The 25,452-nt window shown below is 64.5% G+C and carries 27 protein-coding genes; 22 read left to right on the top strand and 5 right to left on the bottom strand.

All coding sequences use genetic code 11. From position 1 onward, the window contains the following. The 11 genes from nuoI to AC2FNY_RS13205 all read left to right on the top strand — a co-directional run bounded on the left by nuoI (position 1) and on the right by AC2FNY_RS13205 (position 11,174). Positions 1–495, top strand: a complete 495-nt coding sequence (gene nuoI / locus AC2FNY_RS13155) for an NADH-quinone oxidoreductase subunit NuoI (RefSeq protein WP_234138978.1) — start codon at positions 1–3, stop codon at positions 493–495. Continuing rightward, the gene (locus AC2FNY_RS13160) at positions 492–1,361 is read left to right on the top strand and encodes a hypothetical protein (RefSeq protein WP_234138979.1); all 870 of its coding nucleotides are present in this window, start codon (positions 492–494) and stop codon (positions 1,359–1,361) included. Before nuoI ends, AC2FNY_RS13160 begins: the two co-directional genes overlap by 4 nt. Then, positions 1,358–1,777, top strand: coding sequence for a carboxymuconolactone decarboxylase family protein (locus AC2FNY_RS13165; protein ID WP_011048467.1), 420 nt, complete (start codon positions 1,358–1,360; stop codon positions 1,775–1,777). Before AC2FNY_RS13160 ends, AC2FNY_RS13165 begins: the two co-directional genes overlap by 4 nt. Further along, complete coding sequence (locus AC2FNY_RS13170) at positions 1,774–2,376, top strand: NADH-quinone oxidoreductase subunit J (protein ID WP_496802736.1); 603 nt, start codon at positions 1,774–1,776, stop codon at positions 2,374–2,376. The genes AC2FNY_RS13165 and AC2FNY_RS13170 overlap by 4 nt, the downstream gene beginning before the upstream one ends. Positions 2,377–2,454: 78 nt before the next feature. Continuing rightward, positions 2,455–2,760, top strand: coding sequence for an NADH-quinone oxidoreductase subunit NuoK (gene nuoK, locus AC2FNY_RS13175; protein WP_011048465.1), 306 nt, complete (start codon positions 2,455–2,457; stop codon positions 2,758–2,760). A gap of 6 nt (positions 2,761–2,766) precedes the next feature. Further along, positions 2,767–4,911 (top strand): NADH-quinone oxidoreductase subunit L, encoded by a 2,145-nt coding sequence (gene nuoL / locus AC2FNY_RS13180; RefSeq protein WP_496802737.1) that lies wholly within the window; start codon positions 2,767–2,769, stop codon positions 4,909–4,911. Then, positions 4,911–6,452 (top strand): NADH-quinone oxidoreductase subunit M, encoded by a 1,542-nt coding sequence (locus AC2FNY_RS13185; RefSeq protein WP_496802738.1) that lies wholly within the window; start codon positions 4,911–4,913, stop codon positions 6,450–6,452. Before nuoL ends, AC2FNY_RS13185 begins: the two co-directional genes overlap by 1 nt. 15 nt (positions 6,453–6,467) lie before the next feature. Beyond that, positions 6,468–7,910, top strand: a complete 1,443-nt coding sequence (gene nuoN, locus AC2FNY_RS13190) for an NADH-quinone oxidoreductase subunit NuoN (protein ID WP_234138984.1) — start codon at positions 6,468–6,470, stop codon at positions 7,908–7,910. 57 nt (positions 7,911–7,967) lie between these two features. Then, positions 7,968–8,717, top strand: coding sequence for a biotin--[acetyl-CoA-carboxylase] ligase (locus AC2FNY_RS13195; RefSeq protein ID WP_234143511.1), 750 nt, complete (start codon positions 7,968–7,970; stop codon positions 8,715–8,717). Between the two features lie 13 nt (positions 8,718–8,730). After that, the gene (locus AC2FNY_RS13200) at positions 8,731–9,510 is read left to right on the top strand and encodes a type III pantothenate kinase (protein WP_234138986.1); all 780 of its coding nucleotides are present in this window, start codon (positions 8,731–8,733) and stop codon (positions 9,508–9,510) included. Continuing rightward, positions 9,507–11,174, top strand: a complete 1,668-nt coding sequence (locus AC2FNY_RS13205; protein ID WP_496802739.1) for a ribonuclease J — start codon at positions 9,507–9,509, stop codon at positions 11,172–11,174. Before AC2FNY_RS13200 ends, AC2FNY_RS13205 begins: the two co-directional genes overlap by 4 nt. Positions 11,175–11,256: 82 nt before the next feature. Here the strand turns inward: AC2FNY_RS13205 and AC2FNY_RS13210 are convergent, their stop codons facing one another. Continuing rightward, positions 11,257–11,964, bottom strand: coding sequence for an NUDIX hydrolase (locus AC2FNY_RS13210; protein ID WP_234138988.1), 708 nt, complete (start codon positions 11,962–11,964; stop codon positions 11,257–11,259). A gap of 23 nt (positions 11,965–11,987) precedes the next feature. Continuing rightward, a complete protein-coding gene (locus tag AC2FNY_RS13215) occupies positions 11,988–12,380 on the bottom strand; it encodes a DUF983 domain-containing protein (protein WP_234138989.1) in 393 nt (130 codons plus the stop codon). Between the two features lie 234 nt (positions 12,381–12,614). On the opposite strand from AC2FNY_RS13215, the gene AC2FNY_RS13220 reads away from it, so the two are divergent. Genes AC2FNY_RS13220 through AC2FNY_RS13235 form a run of 4 tightly spaced genes read left to right on the top strand, consistent with a single transcriptional unit; the run spans position 12,615 to position 14,537 of the window. Continuing rightward, the gene (locus AC2FNY_RS13220; protein ID WP_234143513.1) at positions 12,615–13,103 is read left to right on the top strand and encodes an EF-hand domain-containing protein; all 489 of its coding nucleotides are present in this window, start codon (positions 12,615–12,617) and stop codon (positions 13,101–13,103) included. 5 nt (positions 13,104–13,108) lie between these two features. After that, positions 13,109–13,711, top strand: coding sequence for an RNA polymerase sigma factor (locus AC2FNY_RS13225; RefSeq protein ID WP_496802740.1), 603 nt, complete (start codon positions 13,109–13,111; stop codon positions 13,709–13,711). Then, positions 13,701–14,066 carry a hypothetical protein gene (locus AC2FNY_RS13230; protein ID WP_234138992.1) on the top strand — a complete coding sequence of 122 codons (366 nt, stop codon included), beginning with the start codon at positions 13,701–13,703 and terminating at the stop codon, positions 14,064–14,066. Before AC2FNY_RS13225 ends, AC2FNY_RS13230 begins: the two co-directional genes overlap by 11 nt. Continuing rightward, a complete protein-coding gene (locus tag AC2FNY_RS13235) occupies positions 14,067–14,537 on the top strand; it encodes a periplasmic heavy metal sensor (protein ID WP_234138993.1) in 471 nt (156 codons plus the stop codon). It abuts the gene before it with no gap. 13 nt (positions 14,538–14,550) lie between these two features. On the opposite strand, the gene AC2FNY_RS13240 is transcribed toward AC2FNY_RS13235, so the two are convergent. Further along, positions 14,551–15,939 carry a diguanylate cyclase gene (locus AC2FNY_RS13240; protein WP_234166108.1) on the bottom strand — a complete coding sequence of 463 codons (1,389 nt, stop codon included), beginning with the start codon at positions 15,937–15,939 and terminating at the stop codon, positions 14,551–14,553. Between the two features lie 96 nt (positions 15,940–16,035). On the opposite strand from AC2FNY_RS13240, the gene AC2FNY_RS13245 reads away from it, so the two are divergent. The 7 genes from AC2FNY_RS13245 to AC2FNY_RS13275 all read left to right on the top strand — a co-directional run bounded on the left by AC2FNY_RS13245 (position 16,036) and on the right by AC2FNY_RS13275 (position 23,740). Then, positions 16,036–16,317, top strand: a complete 282-nt coding sequence (locus AC2FNY_RS13245; protein WP_234143516.1) for a DUF3572 domain-containing protein — start codon at positions 16,036–16,038, stop codon at positions 16,315–16,317. A gap of 24 nt (positions 16,318–16,341) precedes the next feature. After that, positions 16,342–17,031: an HAD family hydrolase gene (locus AC2FNY_RS13250; RefSeq protein ID WP_496802741.1), complete on the top strand. Its 690-nt coding sequence runs from the start codon at positions 16,342–16,344 to the stop codon at positions 17,029–17,031. A gap of 116 nt (positions 17,032–17,147) precedes the next feature. Continuing rightward, positions 17,148–18,707 carry a trimethylamine methyltransferase family protein gene (locus tag AC2FNY_RS13255; protein WP_234169468.1) on the top strand — a complete coding sequence of 520 codons (1,560 nt, stop codon included), beginning with the start codon at positions 17,148–17,150 and terminating at the stop codon, positions 18,705–18,707. 85 nt (positions 18,708–18,792) lie between these two features. After that, on the top strand, positions 18,793–20,568 hold the full coding sequence (locus AC2FNY_RS13260) for a hypothetical protein (RefSeq protein ID WP_496802742.1): 1,776 nt from the start codon (positions 18,793–18,795) through the stop codon (positions 20,566–20,568). Positions 20,569–20,655: 87 nt separating this feature from the next. Continuing rightward, a complete protein-coding gene (locus tag AC2FNY_RS13265; protein ID WP_234138999.1) occupies positions 20,656–21,243 on the top strand; it encodes a heme NO-binding domain-containing protein in 588 nt (195 codons plus the stop codon). Continuing rightward, positions 21,240–22,316, top strand: a complete 1,077-nt coding sequence (locus AC2FNY_RS13270) for a diguanylate cyclase domain-containing protein (RefSeq protein ID WP_496802743.1) — start codon at positions 21,240–21,242, stop codon at positions 22,314–22,316. The genes AC2FNY_RS13265 and AC2FNY_RS13270 overlap by 4 nt, the downstream gene beginning before the upstream one ends. Positions 22,317–22,462: 146 nt before the next feature. After that, the gene (locus tag AC2FNY_RS13275) at positions 22,463–23,740 is read left to right on the top strand and encodes a peptidoglycan-binding domain-containing protein (RefSeq protein WP_496802744.1); all 1,278 of its coding nucleotides are present in this window, start codon (positions 22,463–22,465) and stop codon (positions 23,738–23,740) included. Between the two features lie 2 nt (positions 23,741–23,742). Here AC2FNY_RS13275 and AC2FNY_RS13280 read toward each other — a convergent pair whose 3' ends face one another. Then, positions 23,743–24,441, bottom strand: coding sequence for a CbiX/SirB N-terminal domain-containing protein (locus AC2FNY_RS13280; RefSeq protein WP_496802745.1), 699 nt, complete (start codon positions 24,439–24,441; stop codon positions 23,743–23,745). 41 nt (positions 24,442–24,482) lie between these two features. Beyond that, complete coding sequence (locus tag AC2FNY_RS13285; protein WP_496802746.1) at positions 24,483–25,415, bottom strand: AEC family transporter; 933 nt, start codon at positions 25,413–25,415, stop codon at positions 24,483–24,485. Between the last annotated feature and the right edge of the window lie 37 nt (positions 25,416–25,452).

The raw sequence follows: 25,452 nt of genomic DNA on the forward strand, positions 1-25,452 counted from the left end.
ATGGCGAATATCGACTATACCCGCGCCGCCAAGTACTTCCTGCTTCAGGATTTCTGGGGCGGCATGAAGCTGGGGCTGAAGTATTTCTTCGCCCCCAAGGCGACCGTGAACTATCCGCATGAAAAGGGGCCGCTGTCGCCCCGGTTCCGCGGTGAACACGCGCTGCGTCGTTACCCCAATGGCGAGGAACGCTGTATCGCCTGCAAGCTTTGCGAGGCGATCTGCCCGGCGCAGGCCATCACCATCGACGCCGAACCGCGCGAGGACGGCAGCCGCCGCACCACGCGTTATGACATCGACATGACGAAATGCATCTATTGCGGTTTCTGCCAGGAGGCCTGCCCGGTCGATGCCATCGTCGAAGGCCCGAATTTCGAGTTCGCCACCGAGACCCGCGAAGAGCTGTTCTATGACAAGGAGAAACTCCTGTCGAACGGCGACCGCTGGGAGGCCGAGATCGCCCGCAACCTGGAACTGGACGCGCCTTACCGATGAAACCCGTCCTGCCGGATACCCTTTCCATTGCCCCTGGCAAGACGACCCCGCCGCTGGGGACGCTCTGGCTTGGCCCGCGCCTGCCGCGGATGGAGACCATGTGCATGCTGAACATGGTCCGGGCCGGTTGGGATGTGACCCTGTTCGGGTATCAGAGACCGGAAAACCTGCCTTCGGACATCCCATTCCGGGATGCTCGTGAGGTGATGGAGCGGGACCTCTCGGACCGCGCCGTCGAAGGCGCGCGCGCCCTGCCGGGTGCCATGGCGGCAGATATCTTCCGTCTGCACATGATCCGGCAGGAAAACATGGCCTGGGTCGACAGCGATTTCCTGCCCGTTTCGGACCGGTTCCCGGACATCCGACGCTCGTTCTTTGCGGTCAACGACAATCTGCCCGCCAACACGACAATGTATTTCGCGCCCGACGATCCGGTCTTGCTCGACTATATCGCCGCTGTCGAAGACGAATTCCCCGAGCCGCAGCCGTTCTATGGCGCACAGGTCAATGCCCGTATCCGCGAGTTGCGCCGCACTGACACGCCGATGCATCGCGGCCAGATGCATGCGCGCCGCTATAGCGGCCCCTTCGTGCTGCGGCATCTGTTGCAGATCCATAACCGGACCGGCGAGGCGCTGGCCGAGGATGTGATCTTTCCGATCCAGTATTCGAACAAGAGCCAGTTCTGGGACCCCTACGAGGTAGCCACGCGTGCCTTCAGCGAGCGCACCTGGGCGGTGCATCTCTGGGGCAGCAGAATTCGCGGTCAGATGGAAGAGCGCGAGGCCGATCCGGGATCGTTCCTGGGGTATTTTCTGGCCGAGGTCGGGATGGGCAAACCACAAGCCAAAAGAGGTGTTGCATGACCGACATGTCGAAACTGTTCGAACAGTTGATTGAGCAGAGCCAGGCCATGGCCAAAGCGGTCAACCCGGGCTTCGAGAATTTCTCTCCCTCCGAGGCCTTCAAGGGGTTCGAGGCGATGTGGCCCACCATGCCCAAAGAGGTGATGGAGCTGATGTTCGGCAATACCGTCAACAAGGACGGGCTGGATGCCAAGACCCGGCTGCTGCTGACGCTGGCGGGGTTGACCTGCCAGGGCGCCCAGGCCGATACGGCCGTGCGCCAGACCGTGCGCCACGCGCTGGAAGCGGGGGCGAGAAAACAAGAGATCGTGGAAACGATCGGACAGATGTCGGTCTTTGCCGGCATTCCCGCCATGACTCGCGCGCTGAACCTGGCGCAAGAGGTCATGGGCGATAATGGGGACGATGATCAATGAGCGTGTTTGCCTTTTACCTCTTTGCCGTCAGCGCCATCACCGGCGGGCTGTTCACGGTGATCAGCCGCCAGCCGGTGCATTCGGTGCTGTGGCTGATCCTGGCCTTCATCTCTTCGGCGGGGCTGTTCGTGCTCTTGGGGGCCGAGTTTGTGGCCATGCTGCTGGTCATCGTCTATGTCGGCGCGGTCGCGGTTCTGTTCCTCTTCGTCGTGATGATGCTGGATGTGGATTTCGCCGAGCTGAAGGCCGAGATGGCGCGCTATATGCCGCTGGCCTTGCTGATCGGGCTGGTGATCCTGATGCAGTTCGTCATGGCCTATGGCGCCTGGGAAACCGCCGAGGGCGCTGCCGGACATCTGGCCCAGCCGGTGCCGGCGGATCGCCACAATACCGAGGCTCTGGGCCTCATCATCTATGACCAGTATTTCCTTCTGTTCCAGCTTGCCGGTCTGATCCTGCTGGTGGCGATGATCGGTGCGATCGTGCTGACCTTGCGCCACCGCCAGGACGTCAAGCGTCAGGACGTCATCGCTCAGATGATGCGCGACCCTGCCAAGGCAATGGAACTCAAGGATGTGAAACCGGGGCAGGGGCTGTGAGCGACCCGATTTTTTGCAAAAAAATCGGCCCGAAATCTTTGCAAGATTTCGGTGCCGCGCGAAGGACAGGATGGACGAATGATCGGACTTGAACATTATCTAACGGTCGCGGCGACGCTGTTCGTCATCGGCATCTTCGGTCTGTTCCTGAACCGCAAGAACGTGATCGTGCTGCTGATGAGCATCGAACTGATGCTGCTGGCGGTGAACATCAACCTTGTGGCCTTCTCCTCGTTCCTGGGCGATCTGGTCGGGCAGGTCTTTACGCTCTTCGTGCTGACCGTCGCCGCCGCCGAGGCCGCCATTGGTCTGGCCATCCTCGTCTGTTTCTTCCGCAACCGCGGCACCATCGACGTCGAAGACGTCAACGTGATGAAGGGGTAAGGGATCATGGAAACAACCATTCTCTTTGCCCCGCTTGTGGGCGCCATCCTGTGCGGGTTCGGCTGGAAGTTCATCGGCGAGAAAGCCGCCATGTGGACCGCCACGGGCCTCTTGTTCCTGGCCTGCGCGCTCAGCTGGATCGTGTTCCTGGGCTTTGACGGGCACACCCAGCAGATCGAGATCCTGCGCTGGATCGAGAGCGGGTCGCTCTCGACCTCGTGGTCGATCCGCCTGGACCGGCTGACCGCGATCATGCTGATCGTGGTGACGACCGTCTCGGCGCTCGTGCATCTCTACAGCTTCGGCTACATGGATCACGACCCGCAATGGCGCACCGGCGAAAGCTACAAGCCGCGCTTCTTTGCCTATCTGTCCTTCTTCACCTTCGCCATGCTGATGCTGGTGACGGCGGATAACCTGGTACAGATGTTCTTTGGCTGGGAGGGCGTGGGCGTCGCCTCGTACCTGCTGATCGGGTTCTACTATCGCAAACCCAGCGCCAATGCGGCGGCGATGAAGGCGTTCATCGTCAACCGGGTGGGCGATTTCGGCTTTGCCCTGGGTATCTTTGCCCTGTTCTTCCTGGTCGACAGCATCAACTTCTCGGACATCTTCGCCGCCGTGCCGACGCTGGCCGAGACGCAGATGACCTTCCTCTGGCGTGAGTGGAACGCGGCCGAGGTGATCGGCGTTCTGCTCTTCATCGGCGCAATGGGCAAATCGGCGCAGCTGATCCTGCACACCTGGTTGCCCGACGCGATGGAAGGCCCGACGCCCGTGTCGGCGCTGATCCACGCGGCCACCATGGTGACGGCGGGCGTGTTCCTGGTCTGCCGGATGTCGCCGCTTTACGAATTTGCACCGGGGGCTGCCGGGTTCATCACCGTGCTGGGCGCCACCACCGCGTTCTTTGCCGCGACCGTGGGTCTGGTGCAGACCGACATCAAGCGGGTGATCGCCTATTCGACCTGTTCGCAGCTGGGCTACATGTTCGTGGCCGCTGGCGTGGGCATGTATTCGGCGGCGATGTTCCACCTGTTCACACATGCCTTCTTCAAGGCGCTTCTGTTCCTTGGTGCCGGTTCGGTCATCCATGCGATGCATCACGAGCAGGACATGATGAACTATGGCGCGCTGCGCAAGAAGATCCCCTATACGTTCTGGGCAATGATGATCGGCACGCTGGCCATCACCGGGGTCGGCATCCCGCTGACCACCATCGGCTTTGCCGGGTTCCTGTCCAAGGACGCGATCATCGAAAGCGCCTATGCGGGTGGGTCCGCCTATGGGTTCTGGCTGCTGGTGATCGCTGCGTTCATGACCTCGTTCTACAGCTGGCGGCTCATTTTCCTGACCTTCTATGGCGAGGCGCGGGGCGACAAGCATACCCATGACCACGCCCATGAAAGCCCCAAGGTGATGCTGGTGCCGCTGGGCGTGCTCAGCCTGGGCGCGGTGTTTGCGGGCATGATCTGGTACGGCAACTTCTTTGGCCATGCCGATCAGGTGGGCAAGTTCTACGGCATCCCGGTGGCCGAGGCCGCTGCGGGTGGTCAGGACGCGGCCCATGGCGCCTCGGACAGCGACACGGTCAGTGGCAGCGATGCAAGCCATGGCAACGCGGACGCCGGTCACGGCGATGACGCGACGCATGGCAAGAGCGAGGGCGAGCATCACGCAGCCTTTGCCGGGGCACCGGGCGAGGGGGCGCTTTACTTCGGTCCCGACAACCATGTGCTGGACGATGCCCACGCGGCTCCGAAATGGGTCAAGGTCTCGCCCTTCATCGCCATGGTGCTGGGTCTGGCGCTGGCCTACCTGTTCTACATCGTCAATCCCGAGCTGCCCAAGCGGCTGGCGGCCAATCAGCGTCCGCTTTACCTGTTCCTCAAGAACAAGTGGTATTTCGACGAGATCTACGACGCCATCTTCGTCCGCCCGGCGCTGGCCCTGGGCCGGCTGTTGTGGAAACGCGGTGACGGCGGCACGATCGACGGCTTCCTGAACGGCGTCGCCATGGGCGTGGTGCCCTATTTCACCCGCCTCGCGGGCAAGGCTCAGTCGGGCTACATCTTCACTTACGCTTTCTGGATGGTCCTGGGCATCGCTGCCCTGGTCACCTGGATGTCGATCGGCGGGGGCGCACACTGATGGACAACATCCTTTCCATTGTCACCTTCATCCCGGCCCTGGCCGCGGCAATCCTGGCCGTGTTCCTGCGGGGCGAGGACGCCGCAGCCCAGCGCAATGCCAAATGGGTGGCGCTGTTTGCGACGACCGTGACCTTCCTTGTGTCCATCGGCATCTATACCGGCTTTGATCCGGCCGACACCGGCTTCCAGATGGTGGAAGAGGGTGAATGGCTGATGGGTCTGAAATACAAGATGGGCGTTGACGGGATCAGCGTTCTCTTCGTGCTGCTCACCACCTTCATCATGCCGCTGACCATCCTGGCCAGCTGGGAGGTGACGACCCGCGTCAAGGAATACATGATTGCCTTCCTGCTCTTGGAAACGCTCATGCTGGGCGTGTTCATGGCGCTCGACCTGGTGCTGTTCTACCTGTTCTTCGAGGCCGGGCTGATCCCGATGTTCCTGATCATCGGTATCTGGGGCGGCAAGGAGCGCATCTATGCGTCCTTCAAATTCTTCCTCTATACTTTCCTCGGCTCGGTGCTGATGCTGGTCGCGATGGTGTCCATGTATGTGGATGCCGGTACCACCGATATCGCGCTGCTGATGAAGCATCAGTTCTCGTCCGAAAGCTTCAGCGTGCTGGGCGTGCACGTGCTGGGCGGGGCGCAAACCCTGATGTTCCTGGCCTTCTTCGCCAGCTTTGCGGTCAAGATGCCGATGTGGCCGGTGCATACCTGGTTGCCGGACGCGCACGTGCAGGCGCCGACCGCCGGTTCGGTGGTGCTGGCCGCGATCCTGTTGAAGATGGGCGGCTATGGCTTCCTGCGCTTCAGCCTGCCGATGTTCCCCGTGGGGGCAGAAGTGATGACCGACCTGATCCTGTGGCTCTCGGCCATCGCGGTTGTCTACACCTCGCTGGTGGCGATGGTGCAGGAGGACATGAAGAAGCTGATCGCCTATTCCTCGGTCGCGCATATGGGCTTTGTCACCATGGGCATCTTTGCCGCCAACCAGCAGGGTGTCGACGGGGCCATCTTCCAGATGCTCAGCCACGGCTTCATCTCGGCGGCGCTGTTCCTGTGCGTGGGCGTGATCTATGACCGGATGCATACCCGCGACATCGACGCCTATGGCGGTCTGGTGAACCGGATGCCGACCTATGCCCGTGTGTTCATGCTGTTCACCATGGCCAATGTCGGCCTGCCGGGCACTAGTGGGTTCATCGGTGAGTTCCTGACCCTGATGGGCACCTTCCAGAAGAACACCTGGGTCGCGGCGGTCGCCGCCTCGGGCGTGATCTTCTCGGCGGGCTATGCGCTGTGGCTTTATCGCCGGGTGGTGTTCGGGGATCTGATCAAGGAAAGCCTGAAGGCGATCACCGACATGACCTCGCGCGAGCGCGCCATCTTTGCGCCGCTGATCGTGATGACCATCCTGCTGGGGGTCTACCCCGCGCTGGTCACCGATATCATCGGGCCGTCGACCGCCGCGCTGATTTCGAACTTTGACACGGCCCTGGCCGCGGCTGAAGCCGCGACCCAGGTCGCATCGCATTAAGGGAGCTTTGGGAACATGATCCAGGCTGATCTGTACATTATCCTGCCCGAGATCGTTCTGGCGCTCTATGCGATGGCGGCGTTGCTGGGGGCGGTCTATACGACCAAGGACGGGATGGGCCCGGCGCTGGTCTGGGCCACGGCGGCACTGATGGCGGTGCTGGCGATCTGGATCGCGACCCAGGACAGCGGCACCCGCGTGGCATTCGGCGGCATGTTCGTTGATGACGCGTTTGCCCGCTTTGCCAAGGTGGCGATCCTGCTGTCGGCCGGTGCCGTCCTGCTGATGAGCCAGGACTACATGGCGCGGCGCGGATTGCTGCGGTTCGAATATCCGCTGTTGGTGGCGCTGGCCGCTGTCGGCATGATGATGATGGTCAGCGCCGGCGACCTGATGTCTCTCTACATGGGTCTCGAACTGCAATCGCTGGCGCTCTACGTCGTGGCCTCGCTGCGTCGCGACAGCGTGAAATCGACCGAGGCGGGTCTGAAATACTTCGTGCTGGGTGCGCTGAGTTCCGGCCTGCTGCTTTATGGCGCCTCGCTGGTATACGGCTATACCGGCACCACGCTGTTCTCGGGCATCCTGACCAGCGCCCATCACGGCGAGGTCTCGATCGGGTTGCTCTTTGGCCTGATCTTCCTGATCTCGGGTCTGGCGTTCAAGGTCTCGGCGGTGCCCTTCCACATGTGGACCCCCGACGTCTACGAAGGCTCGCCCACCCCGATCACAGCTTTCTTTGCCACCGCACCCAAGGTGGCGGCGATGGGCCTGTTCGCGCGGCTGATGTTCGATGCCTTCGGCAACGCGGTCAGCGACTGGCAACAGGTTCTGGTGGTGCTCTCGGTGCTCAGCATGTTCCTGGGCGCGGTTGCCGCGATCGGCCAGCGCAACATCAAGCGGCTGATGGCGTTCTCGTCCATCGCGCACATGGGCTATGCCCTGATCGGTCTGGCGGCGGGCACCCAGGCGGGTGTTCAGGCGATGCTGGTCTATCTGGCAATCTACGTCACCATGAACGTGGGCACCTTTGCCTTTATCCTGATGATGGAGCGGGACGGCCAGCCGGTGGTGGATATCGACGCCCTGCGCCAGTTCTCGCGTCGTGATCCGGGCAAGGCGCTGGCGGTGCTGATCCTGATGTTCAGCCTGGCGGGCGTGCCGCCGATGCTGGGCTTCTTCGCCAAGCTGGGCGTCTGGCAGGCCGGTATCGATGCCGGGCTGATGGGGCTGGTCGTGGCCTCGGCCATCGCGTCGGTCATTGGTGCCTTCTACTATCTGCGCATTGTGTTCTACATGTATTTCGGGGCCGAGAACGAGGAACCGATCGACACCCATTCCTCGCCCGTGCTCTGGGTGGCACTGATGGGGTCTGCCGCGATGATGCTGGTGGGGCTGTTCTATCAGTTCGGCGTCGAAGGGGCGGCTGCCGCCGCGGCGGCGACGCTTGTCAACTGATCCTGCAACACAACCGACAAAGGGGGGCTCGGTCCGTGGACCGGGCCTTTTTGCGCAATGAGTGATTGGCCCCAAGGCTATGGCAAGCGGGTGCTGGACGAGGTCGACAGTACCCTGAACGAGGCAGGCCGGATCGCGCCCACGCTGTCGGGTCCGGAATGGATCATGGCGCGGCGCCAGACCGCCGCCCGAGGGCGGCGGGGCAGGGCCTGGGTGCAAGCGCAGGGCAATCTGGCGGCAACATTGGTGATGCGCCCGGTGGGCGAGGCCAAGCAGGCCGCGCTGCGCAGTTTTGTCGCGGCGCTGGCGCTGTTCGATGCCTGTGTGGCGGTGACCGGACGGGCCGAGGGGCTGTCGCTGAAATGGCCCAATGACGTGCTGTTGAACGGCGGCAAGCTGGCGGGTATCCTGCTGGAAAGCACCGGCCACGGCAGTGGTGTGGCGCACCTGGCCATAGGTGTCGGGGTCAACCTGGCCGATGCCCCCGGCGCCGACGCGGTCGAGCCGGGCGCTGTCCGCCCGGTCTCGCTGTTGTCAGAGACCGGTGCGCAGGTCGAGCCCGAGTTGTTCCTGACCGAACTGGCCGCCGCCTTTGCCCGCTACGAGGCTCAATTCCTGACCTATGGCTTTGCCCCCATCCGCAGTGCCTGGCTGGCCCGCGCCGCGCGCCTGGGCGAGGTGATCACCGCCCGCACCGCAACGTCGCAAACCGTGGGCACCTTTGAAACGGTGGACGCGGACGGCAACCTTGTCCTAAACACCGCCCAGGGCCGGGTCAGCATCCCGGCGGCAGAGGTCTATTTCTAGGGGAGACAGGGCCATGCTTCTGGCCATTGACTGCGGCAATACCAATACCGTCTTCTCGATCTGGGATGGCGAGAAATTCCTGTGCACGCTCAGGACCTCGACCCATCACGCGCGCACGGCGGATGCCTATTTCACCTGGTATTCCACCCTGATCAAACATTACGGGATCGAGACCGACATCACCGATGTGATCATCTCGTCCACGGTGCCGCGGGTGGTGTTCAACCTGCGCGTCTTTGCCGACCGGTTCTTTGGCTGCCGTCCGCTGGTGGTGGGCAAGCCCGACTGCCTGTTGCCGGTTCAACCGCGCGTCGATGCGGGCACCGCCGTCGGCCCCGACCGTCTGGTCAATGCCGCCGGTGCCTATGACCGGCATGGCGGCAACAAGATCGTGGTCGATTTCGGCACCGCCACCACATTCGACGTGGTCGATGACGATGGCGCCTATGTGGGTGGCGTGATCGCGCCCGGCGTGAACCTCAGCCTCGAGGCGCTGCATATGGCGGCGGCGGCGTTGCCGCATGTGGATATCGCCAAGCCGCAGGCGGTGATCGGCACCAATACGGTCGCCTGCATGCAATCGGGCGTGTTCTGGGGCTATGTCGGTCTGGTCAAGGAGATCTGCGCCCGGATCAAGGGTGAACGCGACCGGGATATGCAGGTGATCGCGACCGGTGGGCTGGCGGCGCTGTTTCAGCAAAGCGAAATTCTGTTCGATATCTTCGAAGACGATCTGACGATGCACGGGCTGACCGTGATCCATCGCTATAACAAGGAAAACGGAACCGTATGAGCCGTGAGAGATTGATCTACCTTCCATTGGGGGGCGCCGGCGAGATCGGCATGAACGCCTATGTCTATGGCTATGGCCAGCCGGGGAAGGAGCGGCTGATCCTGGTCGATATCGGTGTTGCCTTCTCCGATATGGACACCACGCCGGGGGTGGATCTGATCTGGGCCGACATCTCGTGGCTGCGCGAGAATGTCGACCGGCTTGAGGCGGTGTTCATCACCCATGCGCATGAGGATCACGTGGGCGCGGTCGCCCATACCTATGACCAGTTGCGCAAACCGATCCACGCGCGCGCCTTTTCCGCCAATATCGCCCGGCGCAAGATGTCCGAACTGGGCCTGCCCGAGGAGGCGGTACAGACGGTTTCGGCCTGGCCCGAGCAGGTGCAGGCCGGACCCTTTACCGTCGGGTTCCTGCCGGTGTCGCATTCGATCCCGGAAAGCGCCGCGCTGGTCATCGACACGCCGGCAGGACGGATCGTGCATAGCGGCGATTTCAAGCTCGACCCCAGCCCGGTGGTGGGCGAGGCCTTTGACCCCGATCTGTGGGGCTCGGTGGGCAAAAGCGGGGTGCGGGCGCTGGTCTGCGACTCGACCAATGTATTCTCGCCCAATCCGGGCCGCTCGGAATCCGAAGTCGGCCCCGAGATCGAGAAACTGGTGGCGGGCGCCACCGGCATGGTGGTGGCAACCACCTTCGCCTCGAACGTGGCGCGGGTGCGGACCCTGGCCGAGGCGGGCGCCCGGGCCGGGCGCTCGGTGGTGCTGCTCGGTCGCGCGATGCGGCGGATGATCGAGGCCTCGATGGAAACCGGCGTGCTGACCGAGTTTCCGCCTGTGATCAGCCCGGAAGAGGCGCAGGACATCCCGCGCGATCACCTGATGCTGATCGTGACCGGCAGTCAGGGCGAACGGCGCGCCGCCAGCGCGCAGCTGGCGCGCGGCAAGTATCGCGGGCTGGAACTGGCCGAGGGCGATCTGTTCCTGTTCTCGTCCAAGACCATCCCGGGCAACGAAAAGGAAGTCATCCGTATCATCAACCAGCTCAGCGAAAAGGGCGTGGACGTGGTCGACGACAGCTCGGGCCGGTATCACGTTTCGGGCCATGCCAACCGACCTGATCTGGAGCGGGTACATGCGCTGATCGACCCGCAGATGGTGATCCCGATGCATGGCGAGCACCGGCATCTGCGCGAACATGCGCGCGTGGCCGAGGCGGGCGGACGTCAGGGCGTGGTGGCGGTGAACGGTACCATGCTGGACCTCAGCGGCAATGCGCCGGTGGTCGCCGCCCATATCGAGACCGGGCGCACCTATCTGGACGGCACGGTGCAGGTGGGCGCGCTGGACGGGGTGATCCGCAACCGGATCCGGATGGCCCTGAACGGGCATGTGACGGTCACGGTGATCCTGGACGAAGAGGACGAACCGCTGGGCGAACCCTGGTGCGACATCATGGGTCTGCCCGAGATCGGCAGCTCCAAGGCGCCGCTGGTCGATGTGTTGGAGGAGGACCTGAACCAGTTCCTCATGCGCTCGAACCAGAAGACGCTGCGCGACGACGATCGGTTGGAAGAGGCGCTGCGCCGCATCGCACGCCAGACTGCTCAGGCGGAGATCGGCAAGAAGCCGGAAGTGACGGTGGTAATCAGCCGGATGCGCTGAGCCGGGCGCGGGACAAGGTCTTGAAAAAGACCTTGTGGGCAAGATTTGACTTCAAATCTTGCCGCGCCAGGCCAAGGCCGGGTTACCCGGTCTCGGGCATCGGATAGCCGCGCAGGCGCAGGAACAGGCTCGCCTCTTCGTTGTTGTGGAAATAGGGCACCGAGGCGGGCGGTTCCGGGTCGGCCACCCGGCCCGCGACCTCTGCCAGCACCACTTCGGTGATGAAGGGCAGATCGAACCGGCGCGCGTCTTTCAGCGGGATCCATTGCAGGTGTGACAGCTCGTCCGAGGCATGGGTGAAATCGTCCAGGTCGCCCGAGATCGCCCCGGCATCGACCAGAAAGAACCGCGCGTCGAACCGGCGCGGTCTGCCGGGTGGGGTGAGAGCCCGGAACACGAATTGCAGCGCCTCGGCCGCCGGCAGGTGGCCGGTCGCCGCAAAGCTTTGCCAATCGGCGGGCACCGCGCCGGGCCAGTCACCGGGGCGGCCCAGGATCAGGCCGGTCTCTTCCCACAACTCGCGCACCGCGGCCACCGCCAGCGCATGACCCAAGCCCTGAGGCGCCTTTTCGGTCAGCCGGTCGGCGCAGACAGGTGGCAGGGGGCTTGCCAGCGGAACCTGCGCGTCCTCTGCATCCACCGCGCCACCGGGGAATACGAACTTGTTGGGCATGAACGCCGCCTTGGCGCCACGCTGCCCCATCAGGATGGCGGGATTGTCCAGCCGGTCGCGCAGCACGATTACCGTGGCCGCATTGCGGATTGCCGTCTTGTCCTGCTGCTCTGTCATGTCCCCTCCTGCCGGGCCGGGGATCAGCGGTTCTTGTCGAACCCGTGCATACGGCGTGCCCATTGATAGGCGACCACCATCCCCTTCAGCCGAGGCAAAAGGTAGAGCGAGAGGCTCAGGCATCCAAGCGCAAAAATGGTGAACAGCGTCATCGGGCTGGGCCGCCAGGTCTCGAAGACCACCAGCAACAGCGGTGCCATCAGGTGGCCCACCAGCAGGATGGTCAGATAGGCCGGGCCGTCATCGGCACGGTGATGCATGTATTCTTCGCCGCATTCGCTGCAATGGTCGTTCACCTTGAGATAGGAATGCAGCAGCCGCCCCTCGCCGCAATTGGGGCAACGCCCGCGAAAACCCGTCAGGATGGCGGGCCAGGTCGGGCGGTCGGTCTCGGCGCAGAGGGCTTGATCGGTCATGGGGTCTCTCGGTCTAGGATTGCCCGTCAATCTGGGCCTGTTTCGTCGCCGGGAAAAGGCCACTTGCGGGCCTTGCGTCGGCATGTCGCAAAAAGGGGCGGGCTCAGGGCATCTTTACCCCGGCGCGCCAGCAATGGCAAAATATTGTCGCCGCCCGCGACGGAGTTTCACCGCCCGGCCGTTACAAGGATACGAACGGCGGCACGGGGCCGCTGGCGAGCAAGGGAAACCGATATGAAACATGCAGGCTTTATCGCAGCCCTCCTTTTGACCGGTGTCGCGGTCACCGCCACCTCGGCGCTGGCGATGGGTCCGGGGGGCGGCATGCGCCATAACTTCTCCGAGATCGATGCCGATGGCGATGGCAAGATCACGCCAGAGGAGATGCAAGGCCACCGTGCCGCCATGTTCACCGGTGCCGATTCCGATGGCGACGGCAAGCTGAGCCAGGCCGAGCTAGAGGCGCAGGCCATGGCCCATGCCAAGGCGCGGGTCGCGTGGATGCTGGAGCGGCATGATGCGAACAAGGACGGAGCACTGAGCCAGGACGAGATGCCTAAGCACCAGAAAGAGGGCAAATCGATGCGTATGTTCGAACATATGGATGCCGATGGCGACGGGGCGATCTCGGAGCAGGAGTTCTCGGAAATGCAGGCTCGGGGGCATGACCGCCATGGCGGCCATGGCATGAAACACGGTTGCGACGGTAAACGGAAAAACTGAGACCGATGGAGCGACGCGCTTCGACAGACGGGCCGGCAGAGGCCGCCGGCCCGGCGGACGAGGCGCTGTTGCGACTGTTTGCCAAGGGCGATCCCCAGGCGGCGCGGGATCTGACCGGTCGCCTGGGGCCTCGGGCCTTCTCCGTGGCGCTCAGGGTGCTGGGCAACCGGGCCGAGGCCGAGGACGTGGCGCAAGAGGCGATGCTGCGCCTGTGGCGGATGGCGCCCGAGTGGGAGCCGGGCCGGGCGCGGGTGAGTACATGGCTCTACCGTGTGACGCTGAACCTGTGCCTTGACCGCAAGCGGCGGGCGCAGGCGGTCGATCTGGACACCGTGCCCGAACCGCCCGACGACGCGCCACCAGCGATCGAGGTGCTGCAACAGGCGGCGCGGGTCGATGCGTTGCAGGCGGCATTGATGCACCTGCCGGACCGGCAGCGGCAGGCGGTGGTCCTGCGCCATATCGAGGAACTCGCGAACCCCGAGATCGCCGAGATCATGGGGATCGGGGTCGAGGCGGTGGAAAGCCTGACAGCACGGGGGAAACGGGCGCTTGCCGGGCAACTGGCCGGTCAGCGCGCAGCTTTGGGGTATGACGATGACGGATGACATGACCGATCTGGACCGGATGCTGCACGCGGCGCGCGCCGGGCGGGACGACCTGCCCGAGGCGCTGGCGCAGCGGATGCTGGCCGACGCGGCCGGGGTACAGGCCAGCCTGACCCCACGACCCGTGCCGGGGCGCGATCTGCATGCGCATGGCGCCTGGCGTGCTCTGCTGGCGGCGCTGGGGGGCTGGCGCGGCATGGGCGGGCTGGCCACCGCCTGCGCGGCGGGGGTCTGGATCGGCGTCGCACCGCCTGAATTCCTGCCGGATCCGGCGCAGCTGGTGCTGGGTGCGCAGACCGAAACCGAGACGCTGGGGTTCTACGACCTGGCCGACATCATCAGCGAGGATGGGTGAATGACAGAGGAGAAAAAGACGCTGGGCTGGCCGCTCCGCCTGTTGTTGCTGGGCTCGCTGGCCCTCAACCTGCTGGTGATCGGTCTGGCGGTGGGGGCCATCTGGCGCTTTGGCGGCGATCATGGTCATCGGCCACCGCTGCCGATGGCGGCAACGCTGTACAGGGCCTTGCCGGATGCCGACCGCGACTATCTGCGCCAGCATGCGCATGGGCGGCTGGATGCCCGGCAGTCACGCCGCGCGCAGGATATGGCCGAACTGGCGGCGGCACTCAGGGCTTCGCCCTTCGACGCCGCGCGGTTCGCAGCGCTTCTGGAACAGCATGAAATGCGGCGGGCCGAGGGGCATGAGGTCATGCGCGCGGCATTGATCGACCGGATCGCCGCGATGGATACCGGTGCGCGTGCCGCCTATGCCGACCGCATCGAACGGATGCGGATGCACGGACATCCCCGGCGCGACCGGAATTAGGGCGAAGGGTGGTTCAGGCCGCTGCGGCATCGGCCAGCGACACCCGGTTGCGCCCGGTATCCTTGGCCCGATAGAGCGCCCGGTCCGCCTGTGCGATCAATTCGCCGGGGCTGAGCGGTGGTTCGGTCCCGGCGGGGGTGACGGTGACAAGCCCGATACTGGTGGTGACCGTGATCGGTTGGGCCTGACCCGGCACCACGAAGGGTTCCCCATTGATGCGGGCACAAAGCCGCGAGGCGGCACCAAGCGCTTGGGTTTGCGAGACACCGGGCAGCGCGATCAGAAACTCCTCTCCCCCGATACGGGCCAGCAGGTCACCGCCGCGCATCTGACCGATTAGGCGCCGCGCGGTCTCGATAAGCACCGCGTCGCCGGCGGGATGGCCAAAACGGTCGTTGATGCCCTTGAAATGGTCCAGATCGGCTAACATCACCGCATAGGGTTCTCCGGTCAAACCGGCCTCGTGAAGGATGCGATCCAGCTCGGGCAGGGCATGGCGGCGATTCCAAAGCCCCGTCATCGGGTCGGTCAGCGCCGCCTGAAGCCGCGCATTCAGCGTGCAGCGGTAGCGGTCCAAGCGGGCCTTGCGCCGCAGCAGCGTTTCCAGCCGCAGCACCAGTTCGCGCAGGGCGAAGCCACCGGGCATCACGTCATCGGCACCCCGGTCCAGCGCATCGGCGGCCAGGTGCGCGTTGGCTGGATTGGGAATCGCAAGGATCGCGGCATTGCGGGTGGCGCCGCGTGCGCGCAGATCGGCTAGCAGGCGCAGCCCGGTGACGCCGTCGCTCAGCTCGACCACGATCACATCCGGTTCACGGTCGCGCAGCAGGTGCTGAATATCCTCCATCCGGTGCAGGTCGATTCGATGCGCCACCTGATCCTTGAGGCGACTGCGCCAGATGGCGCCGGTGCCGGGGGTCTGGGTGACGAGCGCAATGTCGGCGATCCGGGGCAGGCCGCGGAACGTCGTAGTGCCTTCGGCAAAGCCAATGTCGCGCGCACCACTTTGCTGGCGCAATTCCTCGATCCCAGTATAGGCGCGGACCAGGCTGCGGACCCGGGCCAGCAGGACCACGTCGTCATAGGGTTGGGACAGCACGTCCTCGATTCCACTCTCCAGTGCGCGCAGGCGGGCGGTATGGTCGTTGTGCCCGGCGATGGCGATCATCGGGATACCTGCCAGGCTCTCATCTGCCAGCAGTGCGCGCTTGGCATCCATCGCGGTGCCGTCCGGCAGGGTCATCGCGCACAGGATCAGATCCGGGCGCACCCGGCGCAGCAACGCGCCTATCCCCTCCAGCCGGTCGCTCTGCACCACATGGTACCAGGCAGCCGACAGCTGCACCTTGAGCATGATCCGGTTTGTGGAGACACCGTCGAGGATCAGTATCGTTCCCTGCACGGTCCCAGCCTTTCGACTATTGTTTCCAATTCTTGTCAAAGTGTTTATGAGACAGGTTAACAAACCCTTTCCAACCCTCTCCCAGCCGGAGCTTGCATGCGAATTTCCGCCGATGCCGCCGAAACGCTGGCCTTGCAGGCGCTGACCTGGCTGGTGACCAATGACGAGCTGTTGCCTGTGTTTCTGGGGTCGACCGGCGCCGATATCGGCGATCTGCGCGCGCGGGCGGGAGACAGGCAGTTTCTGGCCTCGGTGCTGGATTTCCTGACGATGGACGACGCCTGGGTCATTGCCTTTTGCGATGAACAGGGCATTGCTTATGATCAGCCGATGCAGGCGCGCGCCGTTCTGGGTGGTGGCGAGATGCATTGGACCTGACCCAGACAGACGGAGCCATATCACATGCCGATCGACGCGCTCTTGTTCGACAAGGACGGAACACTCTTTGACTTTGCCGCCACCTGGGGGGCCTTCGGGCGTGCCTTTCTGATCCGCATCGGCGATGGCGATGCGGCACGTGCGGCGCAGTTGGGCGCCATGATCGGTTTCGATTTCGATGCCGCGCGCTATGCCCGTGACAGTGTGGTGATCGCAGGCACGCCGGGCGAGATCGCAGAGGTTTTGCTGCCAGAGCTTCCGGGGGTCAGCCACGGCGCGTTGGTCGACATGATCAACGAGGAAAGCGCCCGCGCGCCGCAGGTTCAGGCGGTGCCGCTGGCGCCCTTTCTCGATGCGATGCGCGCGCGCGGCCTCAGGCTGGGCGTTGCCACCAACGATGGCGAGGCCCCGGCGCGGGCGCATCTGGGCTCGGTCGGGGTGGCGGACCGGTTCGATTTCATCGCCGGGTTCGACAGCGGCCATGGGGCAAAGCCGGGGCCGGGGCAGTTGTTGGCCTTTGCCGACCGGATCGGGCTCGACCCGGCGCGGGTGGCGATGGTGGGCGACAGCACCCATGACATGATGGCCGGGCGCGCGGCGGGCATGACCACGGTGGCAGTGCTCACCGGTCTGGCCGGGGCCGAGGATCTGTCCCCTCATGCCGATGTCGTTCTGCCCCATATTGGCCATATCGGCGACTGGTTGGGGCACTGACGCGAAAATTTGCGTCAATACGCCGCTGCGCTGACCAAAAGCGACATGACGTGTCGTGGATAGAGCGGCTTTGCCCCGACAAGATGGGAACCTGACCAAAATGTCAGGAGGGTTCCATGGCTGATACCGATACCCGCAAACGCCGCGGCGGAGGCCGCGCCGGCGCCGCCGCCCGCAGGGGCAAGGCCGTCATCGAACAGATGCCGTGGCGCCTGCCGGTCAATACCGACCGCCCGACCGAGCCGCTGCCCCCCGAGGGGGTCGAGGCGATCCATGATGGCGCCATGCGCATCCTCGAAGAGATCGGCGTCGCGTTTTACAACGAAGAGGCATTGGCGCTGTTCCGCGAGGCCGGGTGCAGCGTGGATGGCGAGATCGTCCGCATGGGCCGCGACTGGGTGATGGAGATGGTGGCCAAGGCGCCGCGCGAGTTCACCCTGACCCCGCGCAACCCTGACCGCACGCTCAGGATCGGCGGCAATGTGATCCTGTTCGGCAATGTCTCCTCACCGCCCAACTATTGGGATATGGAGATCGGTCGCAAGGTGCCCGGAAATCGCGAGCAATGCCGCAACCTTTTGAAACTGACGCAATATTTCAACTGTATCCATTTCGCGGGCGGTTATCCGGTCGAGCCGGTGGATATCCACGCCTCGGTCCGCCATCTCGACGTGCTCTATGACAAGCTCACGATCTCGGACAAGGTCATGCACGCCTATAGCCTGGGCAAGGAGCGGGTCGAGGACGTGATGGAGATGGTGCGCATCGCCGGAGGCCTCAGTGACGAGGAGTTCGAGGCGACGCCGCGGATGTATACCAACATCAACTCTACCTCGCCGTTGAAACACGACCATCCGATGATCGACGGCTGCCTGCGGCTGGCCCGGCGCGGCCAGGCGATCGTGGTTACGCCCTTTACGCTGGCGGGTGCGATGGCGCCGGTGACCATGGCGGGCGCCGTAGCGCAATCGCTGGCCGAGGCGCTTTGCGCCATTGCCCTGTTCCAATATGTGCGGCCGGGCATTCCCTGTGTGATCGGCACCTTTACCTCGAACGTGGACATGAAATCCGGTGCGCCCGCCTTTGGCACGCCGGAATACATGCGCGCCACCCAGATGACCGGCCAGATGGCGCGGTTCTACGGCCTGCCGGTGCGGTCCTCCGGGGTCTGCGCCGCCAATGTGCCCGATGGCCAGGCCATGTGGGAGACGTCGAATTCGCTCTGGGCGGCGGTGCAGTCGGGGACCAACATGGTCTATCACGCCGCCGGGTGGCTGGAGGGCGGGTTGATCGCCAGCCCCGAGAAGTTCATCATGGATTGCGAGGTGCTCCAGCAGATCCAGCGCTATATGGAGCCCGCGACCTATGCCACCACGCCGGACGATATCGCGTTGGAGGCGATCCGCGCGGTGGGCAATGACGGGCATTTCTTTGGTATCCAGCACACCCAGGACCGCTATACCACCGCGTTCTACCAGCCTTTCCTGAGCGACTGGAAGAATTACGAGGGCTGGGAGGCGGCAGGGGCCATCTGGACGCCCGAGCGCGCCCATCACCTGTTCAAGGAGATCATCGGCAGTTTCGAGGCGCCGGAGATGGACGAAGGGATCCGCGAGGAACTGGCCGATTTCGTGGCCCGCCGCAAGGCCGAGGGCGGCGCGCCCACGGATTTCTGACCAGGTTGCCCGGACGTCTTTGCCGTTGGCATTCGCCGCGTGCGCCCCGTAGACTGGGGCAGGGCAGGCGGTGCAAGAGGCGGGCATGACGGATCTGGACGTGACGGTTGCGATACGGGACCGGCTGGCGCAGGCCGCCGCCGGGACGCTGGCCGCGCTGGCGCTTTGGGCGCTGGCCGAGGTCTGGGGTGGCGAGGTGCTGCCCGAAAGGGTCTGGCTCTGCCTGCTGAGCCTGGTTCTGGTGCAATCGGGCGCCACATTGGCGTTGGCGGGGCCGGTGGGCCTGATGCGGGGCGCGGTCATGAGCCTGTGGCTGTCGCTGCCCGCGACCCTGCTGACCTGGTCGGTGGCCAGCCGGTTCGACCCGGCCTCGCGCCTGTTGCAGCATCCGCAATTGGTGCTGGCGCTGGCGGGCTTCGTCTTTGTCGCGCTGCCGTTCCTGGTGGTTCGGGCCGAAGGGCGGGGCCGCGTGTTCGACTATGCCAGCCTGTTTGCCGCCACCTGGGAAACCGCCCTGCGCTTTGTGCTGGCCTGGGTGTTCGTCGGCCTGTTCTGGGGTGTGCTGCTGCTCTCGGATGCGCTGCTTGACCTTGTTGGGGTCGGGGTGATCGACCTGATCCTGGAAAAGGCGGTGCTGTTTTACGCGCTCAGCGGCGCGGTGCTGGGTTTTGCCCTTGCGGTTATCCATGAGGTCAGAGGCAGGGTCTCTCCCTATCCGGTGTTGCGGCTGTTGCGGCTGCTGTTGCCGCTGCTACTGACGGTGATTGCGCTGTTTCTGGCGGCGCTGCCGCTTCGGGGGTTGAACGGGTTGTTCGGCGATTTGTCCTCGGCGGCGATCCTGTTGGCTACCACCGCCGCTGCGATCACGCTGATCTCGACTGCGCTTGACCGGGATGAGGCGCATGCGGTGGCTTCGCCCGGGTTGCGGGCCAGCACGCGGGTGCTGGCCATCCTGCTGCCGCTGCCGATCGCGCTGGCGATCTGGGCGCTGGGCATTCGGGTGGTCGGTTACGGCTGGACACCCGCGCGCCTGTTCGCGGCGCTCAGCGCGGGGCTGATGGCCATCTATGGCCTGGGCTATTGCCTGCTGGCGCTGCGCGGTGGCGACTGGACCGCGCGCCTGCGCCGTTTCAACGTGACCATGGCCGTTCTGGTGCTTGTGTCCGCCGCCCTGTGGCTGACGCCGCTTTTGGACAGCCTGCGCATTTCGACGGCAAGCCAGGTTGCGCGTTATGCCGACGCACGCGCCGAGCGCGCTGAATTGCCGATCTGGGAGATGACCCATGATTGGGGCCATGCCGGGCAGGCCGGGCTAGCGCAGTTGCGCGATTTGGCGGTTGCGCGGGGGGATGCCGGGTTGATCCGCGCACTGGACCGCGCCCGCGAGGTGGACAGCCGCTATCTCTTCGAGACGCCGGAACTGCCGCTGAACGCTGATCTTGTGCCGGAATTGGTGGCGCGGATGCAGGTGCGTCCAAAGGAGGAAGGGCTGAGCGAGGCAGACCTGGATGGTGTTCCCCAGCATCAACTGCAAATTTGGCGTGACGGTTGCGCCCGCCCTCTGCCTGACGGGCGGGCGGGCTGCGTGTTGATACGCGGCGCGTTGAGCCCGGTCGTATCGGCCGAGAACCAGGCGATCGTGCTTTATCTGGACGAATTGGGACTGGTCCGCGCCACCCATCTGCGACGCAACACCGCGGGCGATCTATTTCTGCGCCCGGCAGGTGACCCGCGTAAGGGCGATGACCTCGCTGCCGAGCAGGCGCTGCTGATGCGGGCGCTGGACGGCGATTTTTCCATCGTACCCTCCGGTCAGCGGGCACTGGATATCGGTGGCTCGCTGATATCACCCCAAGAATAGGAGCAATTCGAGGTAAAGACCGGGCGCTATTGGCGCTTTGTTAATGTTTCGGATGCGACAGTGCCGACAAGCGTTAGGGGACCATCCATGCATGGGCTGATCAACAGGGCCATACAATCTTTTGTATGCAACACCTATGGGCAGAGCCGCTGGATCCGGATCACGGAGGCGGCACATCTCGGTTTTATCGAGTTTGAGGCGATGCTTGTCTATGATGACGAGACCTCGTTGCGGGTCTTGCAGGAACTGTGCCTGGAACTGGGCCGCCCGCAGCGAGAGGTGCTCGAGGATCTGGGCACTTATCTGGTGTCCAACCCGAATACCGAGGCGCTGCGCCGTCTGTTGCGGTTCGGCGGCGTGACATATCTGGAATTCCTGCATTCGCTGGATGATCTGCCCGACCGGGCGCGGCTGGCGGTCTCGGATCTGCATCTGCCTGCGCTGGAGTTGCGCGAAGAATCGGGCGGCCGGTTCAGCCTGACCTGCCATACGGGTCTGCCGGGCTATGCCAATGTGATGATGGGGGTATTGCGCGCCATGGCTGACGATTACGGCGCGCTGGTGATGCTGGAGCACTCCGGTACCCGAGGCAAGGCCGAGGTGATCGAGATCACGCTGATCGAAACCGCCTTTGCCGAGGGGCGCAGTTTCGAATTGGGGGCGCGCGCGGGATGATTGACCTGGAAGACCTTGCCTTTCTGCTGGAACGGCTCTGTCCGATGTTTGTGCTGCTGGACCGCTCTGGCCGGATGATCCGCGTTGGGCCCACCTTGCAGAAACTGCGTCCGGAGCAACCGATGCAGGGCGAGAAGTTTCTGGAGACCTTCGAATTGCTGCGCCCCCGGTCGGTGGCGACGGTACCGGCGCTGATGGCCAGTTCCGGGGCCAAGCTGCATCTGAGCCTGCGGGACGAACCGCGCACCGCGCTCAAGGGGCTGATCGTGCCTCTGCCGGGCGAACAGGGGGCCATCGTCAACCTGTCCTTCGGCATCTCGATCCTGGACGCGGTGCGTGACTATGCACTGACCAGCGCCGATTTCTCGGGCACCGATCTGGCCATCGAACTGCTCTATCTGGTCGAGGCGAAATCGGCGGCGATGGAGGCCTCGCGCAAGCTGAACCTGCGGCTTCAGGGCGCGATGATCGCTGCCGAGGAGCAGGCCTTTACCGATACGCTCACCGGGCTCAAGAACCGCCGCGCGATGGATCATATCCTGTCGCGGCTGCTGGCCGGGACGACACCGTTTGCGCTCATGCATCTGGATCTCGACTATTTCAAGTCGGTCAATGATACGCTGGGCCATGCCGCTGGTGACCACGTGCTGCAACATGTGGCTCGCGTGATGGTCGAAGAGACTCGCGGCGACGATACCGTGGCGCGGATCGGTGGCGATGAATTCGTGCTGATATTCAACCACCTGCAAGAGCGTGAACGGCTCGACAGCATCGCCCGGCGACTGATCGACCGGCTGGAGGAGCCGATCCCCTTCAACGGTGAGGAGTGCCACATCTCGGCCAGTGTCGGCACGGTCCTGTCCAGCCAATTCGCGCGGCCCGATGCCTCGACCCTGTTGCATGCCGCCGATCTGGCGCTTTACGCTGCCAAGCGCGCCGGGCGTGCGACGCATCGCTTCTATGAGGCCGGCCAGTCCTCAACCTCGGTCGAGCCGCTCGAGCGGGCGGCCACGCCAAGCCCGCAGGAAGAGGCGGCGGCCGGGCAAGGCGCCGCCCGCAATCTGGCAAGTTGATGCCCCGCGGAGGTGCGCCGCAGCACAACGACCTTGACTTTGTGCTTCGGGTTTGGTCGCATTGATCCAGTTTAGGTCATTTTCGAAACCGGGCCGTTGCGCGCCCGTCTACGCGCGGTCAATGGCAAGAGGGAAAGGTCATTGACATGATGAAGCGACGCCTATGTGCATCTTTCGTGGCTGCCAGCATGGTGGTGGTACCGGCCCAGCGGGCTGCAGCCGATGAGGCTGCGGCGCTGATCGGGGGCGCCCTGCTGGGTGGCCTGATCGTGAACGAGGTTCACAAGAACAAGCAGCGCCAGCGCCAGCAGACCACGCGCAAGACCTATCAATCGAGCGGTGTCTCCTCGGCGCAGCGCCAGCAGAACCGCGAAGTGCAGACCGCGCTGAACTATTTCGGTTATAATGTCGGCACCGTTGACGGGTCTCTGGGCCGCCGCAGCCGGGCAGGTATCTCGCATTTCCAGGCCGATATGGGCTATCCGATCGACGGGTATCTGGACGATCACGAGCGCGGGTTCCTGCTCGCCTCGCATCAGCGCGCGTTGGCCAGCGCCCATGTTGCGCCGTACAATCAGATTCTGGCCAGCCAGGGGCAGGGCGGGCTTCTGCGCACCTATCGCAACGAGCAGCTTGGTATCCAGACCCCGCAGGCCGTGCAGCCGGTGCAACCCCAGACTCATATGGCGGCAACGGCCCCGCAGACGTCGCAGGTGGTGACCGCGCGGGCGGCGACCGGTGCGGCCCTGCCCAATTTCGGCTTCGCCCAGACCACACCTGTTTCGATCAACGCCCATTGCAACGAGGTCAATCTGCTGACGACGTCGAATGGCGGTCCCAGCCGTCCGGGCCAGGTGCGCGAGCCGGTCTTTGCATTGAACGAACAGTTCTGCCAGGCCCGCAGTCAGGCAATGACCGAGGCAAGCCAGATCGAGGTCACGATTCCCAACATGACCGCCGTACAGGTCGAGCAGCAATGCGATGGCCTGGCCCAGGCGATGGCGCCGCAGATGGTGGACATCGACACCAAGGCCCCGTCCGAGGTGGTCGCCGCCACTTCGGCCTTCTTGCAGGCCTCGGGTCAGCCGATGGCCAGCCTGATTTCGGGCGGCAAGATCTGTCTGGGTGTCGGATACCGAACCGACAACGCCGAGATGGCGCTGGCTTCGGCGACGCTGTTGGCGTCGGCCGGTCAGCTTGGCTATGGCGAGGTGGTGAGCCACCAGCTGCGTCAGGGCTTTGGCGCTCCGGTCGGCATGGCACGCGCCGGTGAGTGGATGCGGCTTGCACTGAACGCGGCGCAGAGCGGGTCCGGCGTGCTGGGGCAGACGCCGGAACGGGTCGCCGTGCTGACCGAGGCCTCGACTTCGGCTGCGGCGGCACCTGCGATCCCGGTCTTCTCGGCCTCGACCAGCGGCAACTGAGCCTAGCGGCCCGCCTCGGAAATCCGGCGCGCGATCAGCGCCGGAACCGGGGGCAGGTCACCCAGAACCGGCAACAGCGCCCCGGCATAGCCCGCCTGTTCCAGCGCCTGCGGCACGTCCTCGTTGGCATGGCCGCCGGCGCAGGCAAAGAAGGGCAGGCAGAGCGACATCGCGCCGTGCCCGCTTGCGGCCTCGGTGATCGAGGGCGCCTCTTCGACAAATCCCACGGACAGGCGCGCCACGGGCAGATGCGCCCGAAGGTGCTCGGCAAAGCCACGGGCCACGGCACTCGGGTTGCGGCTGCGCCCCGATCCATGGGCAGCCAACACCAGCCCGCTTTCGGCCACCGGCCAGCCGCGCTGCTCCAGTTCCGTTGACAGATGCGCGGCGATCAGGGCGGGCAGGTCGGGATCGATGCCCAGCGGATCGAGGATCGGATTGCCCCGCGGGCCCAACCGGCGCGGCAGGGCCGAGGTGACGAACCAGCCCCGTGCCATGAAGAGGGGATAGATCGGCACCGTTTCGGGCAAGCTCTCCAGCGCGGCCTCCAGCCGGCCCGGAGCGGCCAGTGTGGCAGAATGCACGGTCAGGCCGGGGGCGGATGCAGCGACCCGTGCGGCAAAACGGGTCAACGCGGCCTCGGCCGGGTCCGGGTCCGAGGGCTGGCCATGGGCGACGATCAGGGCGGTTGTCTCTGTCATGGTCCGAGTTGTGGGGCGCGGGACGGCGAAGTCAACCCAACTCACCCCAAGAGCATCAACCACATCCACACGGTCAGGATCGAAGCCGCGGTCGCCACCAGCACCGACGAGGCGGCGACCCGTTTGGCGCGGCCATAGATATTGGCAAAGATATAGGCGTTGAACCCCGGCGCCATGGCCGCGTTCAGCACGCCTGAGCGAAACAGGTCCTGCGGCAGCGCCAGCGCCGAGCCGAACAGCCAGACCAGGCCGGGATGCAGCAGCAGCGAGATGGCGCAGATATAGGCGATCACGCGGGTGTCCCCCTCGGGTCTGTATTGCACCAGCACCCCGCCCAGGGCGAACAATGCCCCCGGCAGCGCCGCGCGGACGATCAGCGACAGCGCATCATCGGCGATCTGGGGCAGCGAGATTCCGGTGAGATTGACGACAAAGCCCAGTGCGATCCCCAGGATCAGCACGTTGCGGAACATGGCGTTCAGGACCGAGGTCACCATCTTGCGCCCGCCGCGCCCGCGATTGCGGATCACCTCCATCGTGGTGATCCCCAGCGCATAGCAAAAGGGCGAGTGGATGGCGATGATGGCATAGTTGCCAACCAGGTTTTCGGGGCCATAAGCGCGCTCGGTGATGGCCAGGCCCAAGAGGACCGAGTTGGAAAACAGGCAGCAAAAGCCGATGGCGACGCTGTCCTCCCAATCGCGGTTAAAGAGGAACCGCGCGCCGAGCAGGCCAGCGGTGAAACATAAGAACGCCGCCATGTAGAAACTGGCCAGCAGGGCCGGGTCAAAGCCCGCGTTCAGATCCAGATTGGCAATCGCGCGGAACAGCAGGCAGGGGATGGCGAAGCCCTGGGTGAACCGCATCACCCCGTCGATATGCTCGGGCTTGAAATAGCCCGCCAGCGTTGTGCCATATCCCGCGCCGATCACCAGAAAAACCGGCAGAACAACATCTATCAGCGCCTGAAACATGGTTCAGCCGGCCCCCTGTTGCGGGGCCGGGAACATA

This window comes from Ruegeria sp. BHSC223, assembly GCF_059613025.1.

Coding starts and splice junctions, on each gene's coding strand:
- AC2FNY_RS13195 (WP_234143511.1), top strand. CDS start 7,968: ATGAGTGATTGGCCCCAAGGCTATGGCAAGCGGGTGCTGGACGAGGTC.
- AC2FNY_RS13220 (WP_234143513.1), top strand. CDS start 12,615: ATGAAACATGCAGGCTTTATCGCAGCCCTCCTTTTGACCGGTGTCGCG.
- nuoI (WP_234138978.1), top strand. CDS start 1: ATGGCGAATATCGACTATACCCGCGCCGCCAAGTACTTCCTGCTTCAG.
- AC2FNY_RS13205 (WP_496802739.1), top strand. CDS start 9,507: ATGAGCCGTGAGAGATTGATCTACCTTCCATTGGGGGGCGCCGGCGAG.
- nuoN (WP_234138984.1), top strand. CDS start 6,468: ATGATCCAGGCTGATCTGTACATTATCCTGCCCGAGATCGTTCTGGCG.
- AC2FNY_RS13265 (WP_234138999.1), top strand. CDS start 20,656: ATGCATGGGCTGATCAACAGGGCCATACAATCTTTTGTATGCAACACC.
- nuoK (WP_011048465.1), top strand. CDS start 2,455: ATGATCGGACTTGAACATTATCTAACGGTCGCGGCGACGCTGTTCGTC.
- AC2FNY_RS13255 (WP_234169468.1), top strand. CDS start 17,148: ATGGCTGATACCGATACCCGCAAACGCCGCGGCGGAGGCCGCGCCGGC.
- AC2FNY_RS13225 (WP_496802740.1), top strand. CDS start 13,109: ATGGAGCGACGCGCTTCGACAGACGGGCCGGCAGAGGCCGCCGGCCCG.
- AC2FNY_RS13280 (WP_496802745.1), bottom strand. CDS start 24,441: ATGACAGAGACAACCGCCCTGATCGTCGCCCATGGCCAGCCCTCGGAC.
- AC2FNY_RS13285 (WP_496802746.1), bottom strand. CDS start 25,415: ATGTTTCAGGCGCTGATAGATGTTGTTCTGCCGGTTTTTCTGGTGATC.
- AC2FNY_RS13260 (WP_496802742.1), top strand. CDS start 18,793: ATGACGGATCTGGACGTGACGGTTGCGATACGGGACCGGCTGGCGCAG.
- AC2FNY_RS13210 (WP_234138988.1), bottom strand. CDS start 11,964: ATGACAGAGCAGCAGGACAAGACGGCAATCCGCAATGCGGCCACGGTA.
- AC2FNY_RS13270 (WP_496802743.1), top strand. CDS start 21,240: ATGATTGACCTGGAAGACCTTGCCTTTCTGCTGGAACGGCTCTGTCCG.
- AC2FNY_RS13275 (WP_496802744.1), top strand. CDS start 22,463: ATGATGAAGCGACGCCTATGTGCATCTTTCGTGGCTGCCAGCATGGTG.
- AC2FNY_RS13235 (WP_234138993.1), top strand. CDS start 14,067: ATGACAGAGGAGAAAAAGACGCTGGGCTGGCCGCTCCGCCTGTTGTTG.
- AC2FNY_RS13250 (WP_496802741.1), top strand. CDS start 16,342: ATGCCGATCGACGCGCTCTTGTTCGACAAGGACGGAACACTCTTTGAC.
- AC2FNY_RS13185 (WP_496802738.1), top strand. CDS start 4,911: ATGGACAACATCCTTTCCATTGTCACCTTCATCCCGGCCCTGGCCGCG.
- AC2FNY_RS13160 (WP_234138979.1), top strand. CDS start 492: ATGAAACCCGTCCTGCCGGATACCCTTTCCATTGCCCCTGGCAAGACG.
- AC2FNY_RS13230 (WP_234138992.1), top strand. CDS start 13,701: ATGACGGATGACATGACCGATCTGGACCGGATGCTGCACGCGGCGCGC.
- AC2FNY_RS13200 (WP_234138986.1), top strand. CDS start 8,731: ATGCTTCTGGCCATTGACTGCGGCAATACCAATACCGTCTTCTCGATC.
- AC2FNY_RS13245 (WP_234143516.1), top strand. CDS start 16,036: ATGCGAATTTCCGCCGATGCCGCCGAAACGCTGGCCTTGCAGGCGCTG.
- AC2FNY_RS13165 (WP_011048467.1), top strand. CDS start 1,358: ATGACCGACATGTCGAAACTGTTCGAACAGTTGATTGAGCAGAGCCAG.
- AC2FNY_RS13170 (WP_496802736.1), top strand. CDS start 1,774: ATGAGCGTGTTTGCCTTTTACCTCTTTGCCGTCAGCGCCATCACCGGC.
- nuoL (WP_496802737.1), top strand. CDS start 2,767: ATGGAAACAACCATTCTCTTTGCCCCGCTTGTGGGCGCCATCCTGTGC.
- AC2FNY_RS13215 (WP_234138989.1), bottom strand. CDS start 12,380: ATGACCGATCAAGCCCTCTGCGCCGAGACCGACCGCCCGACCTGGCCC.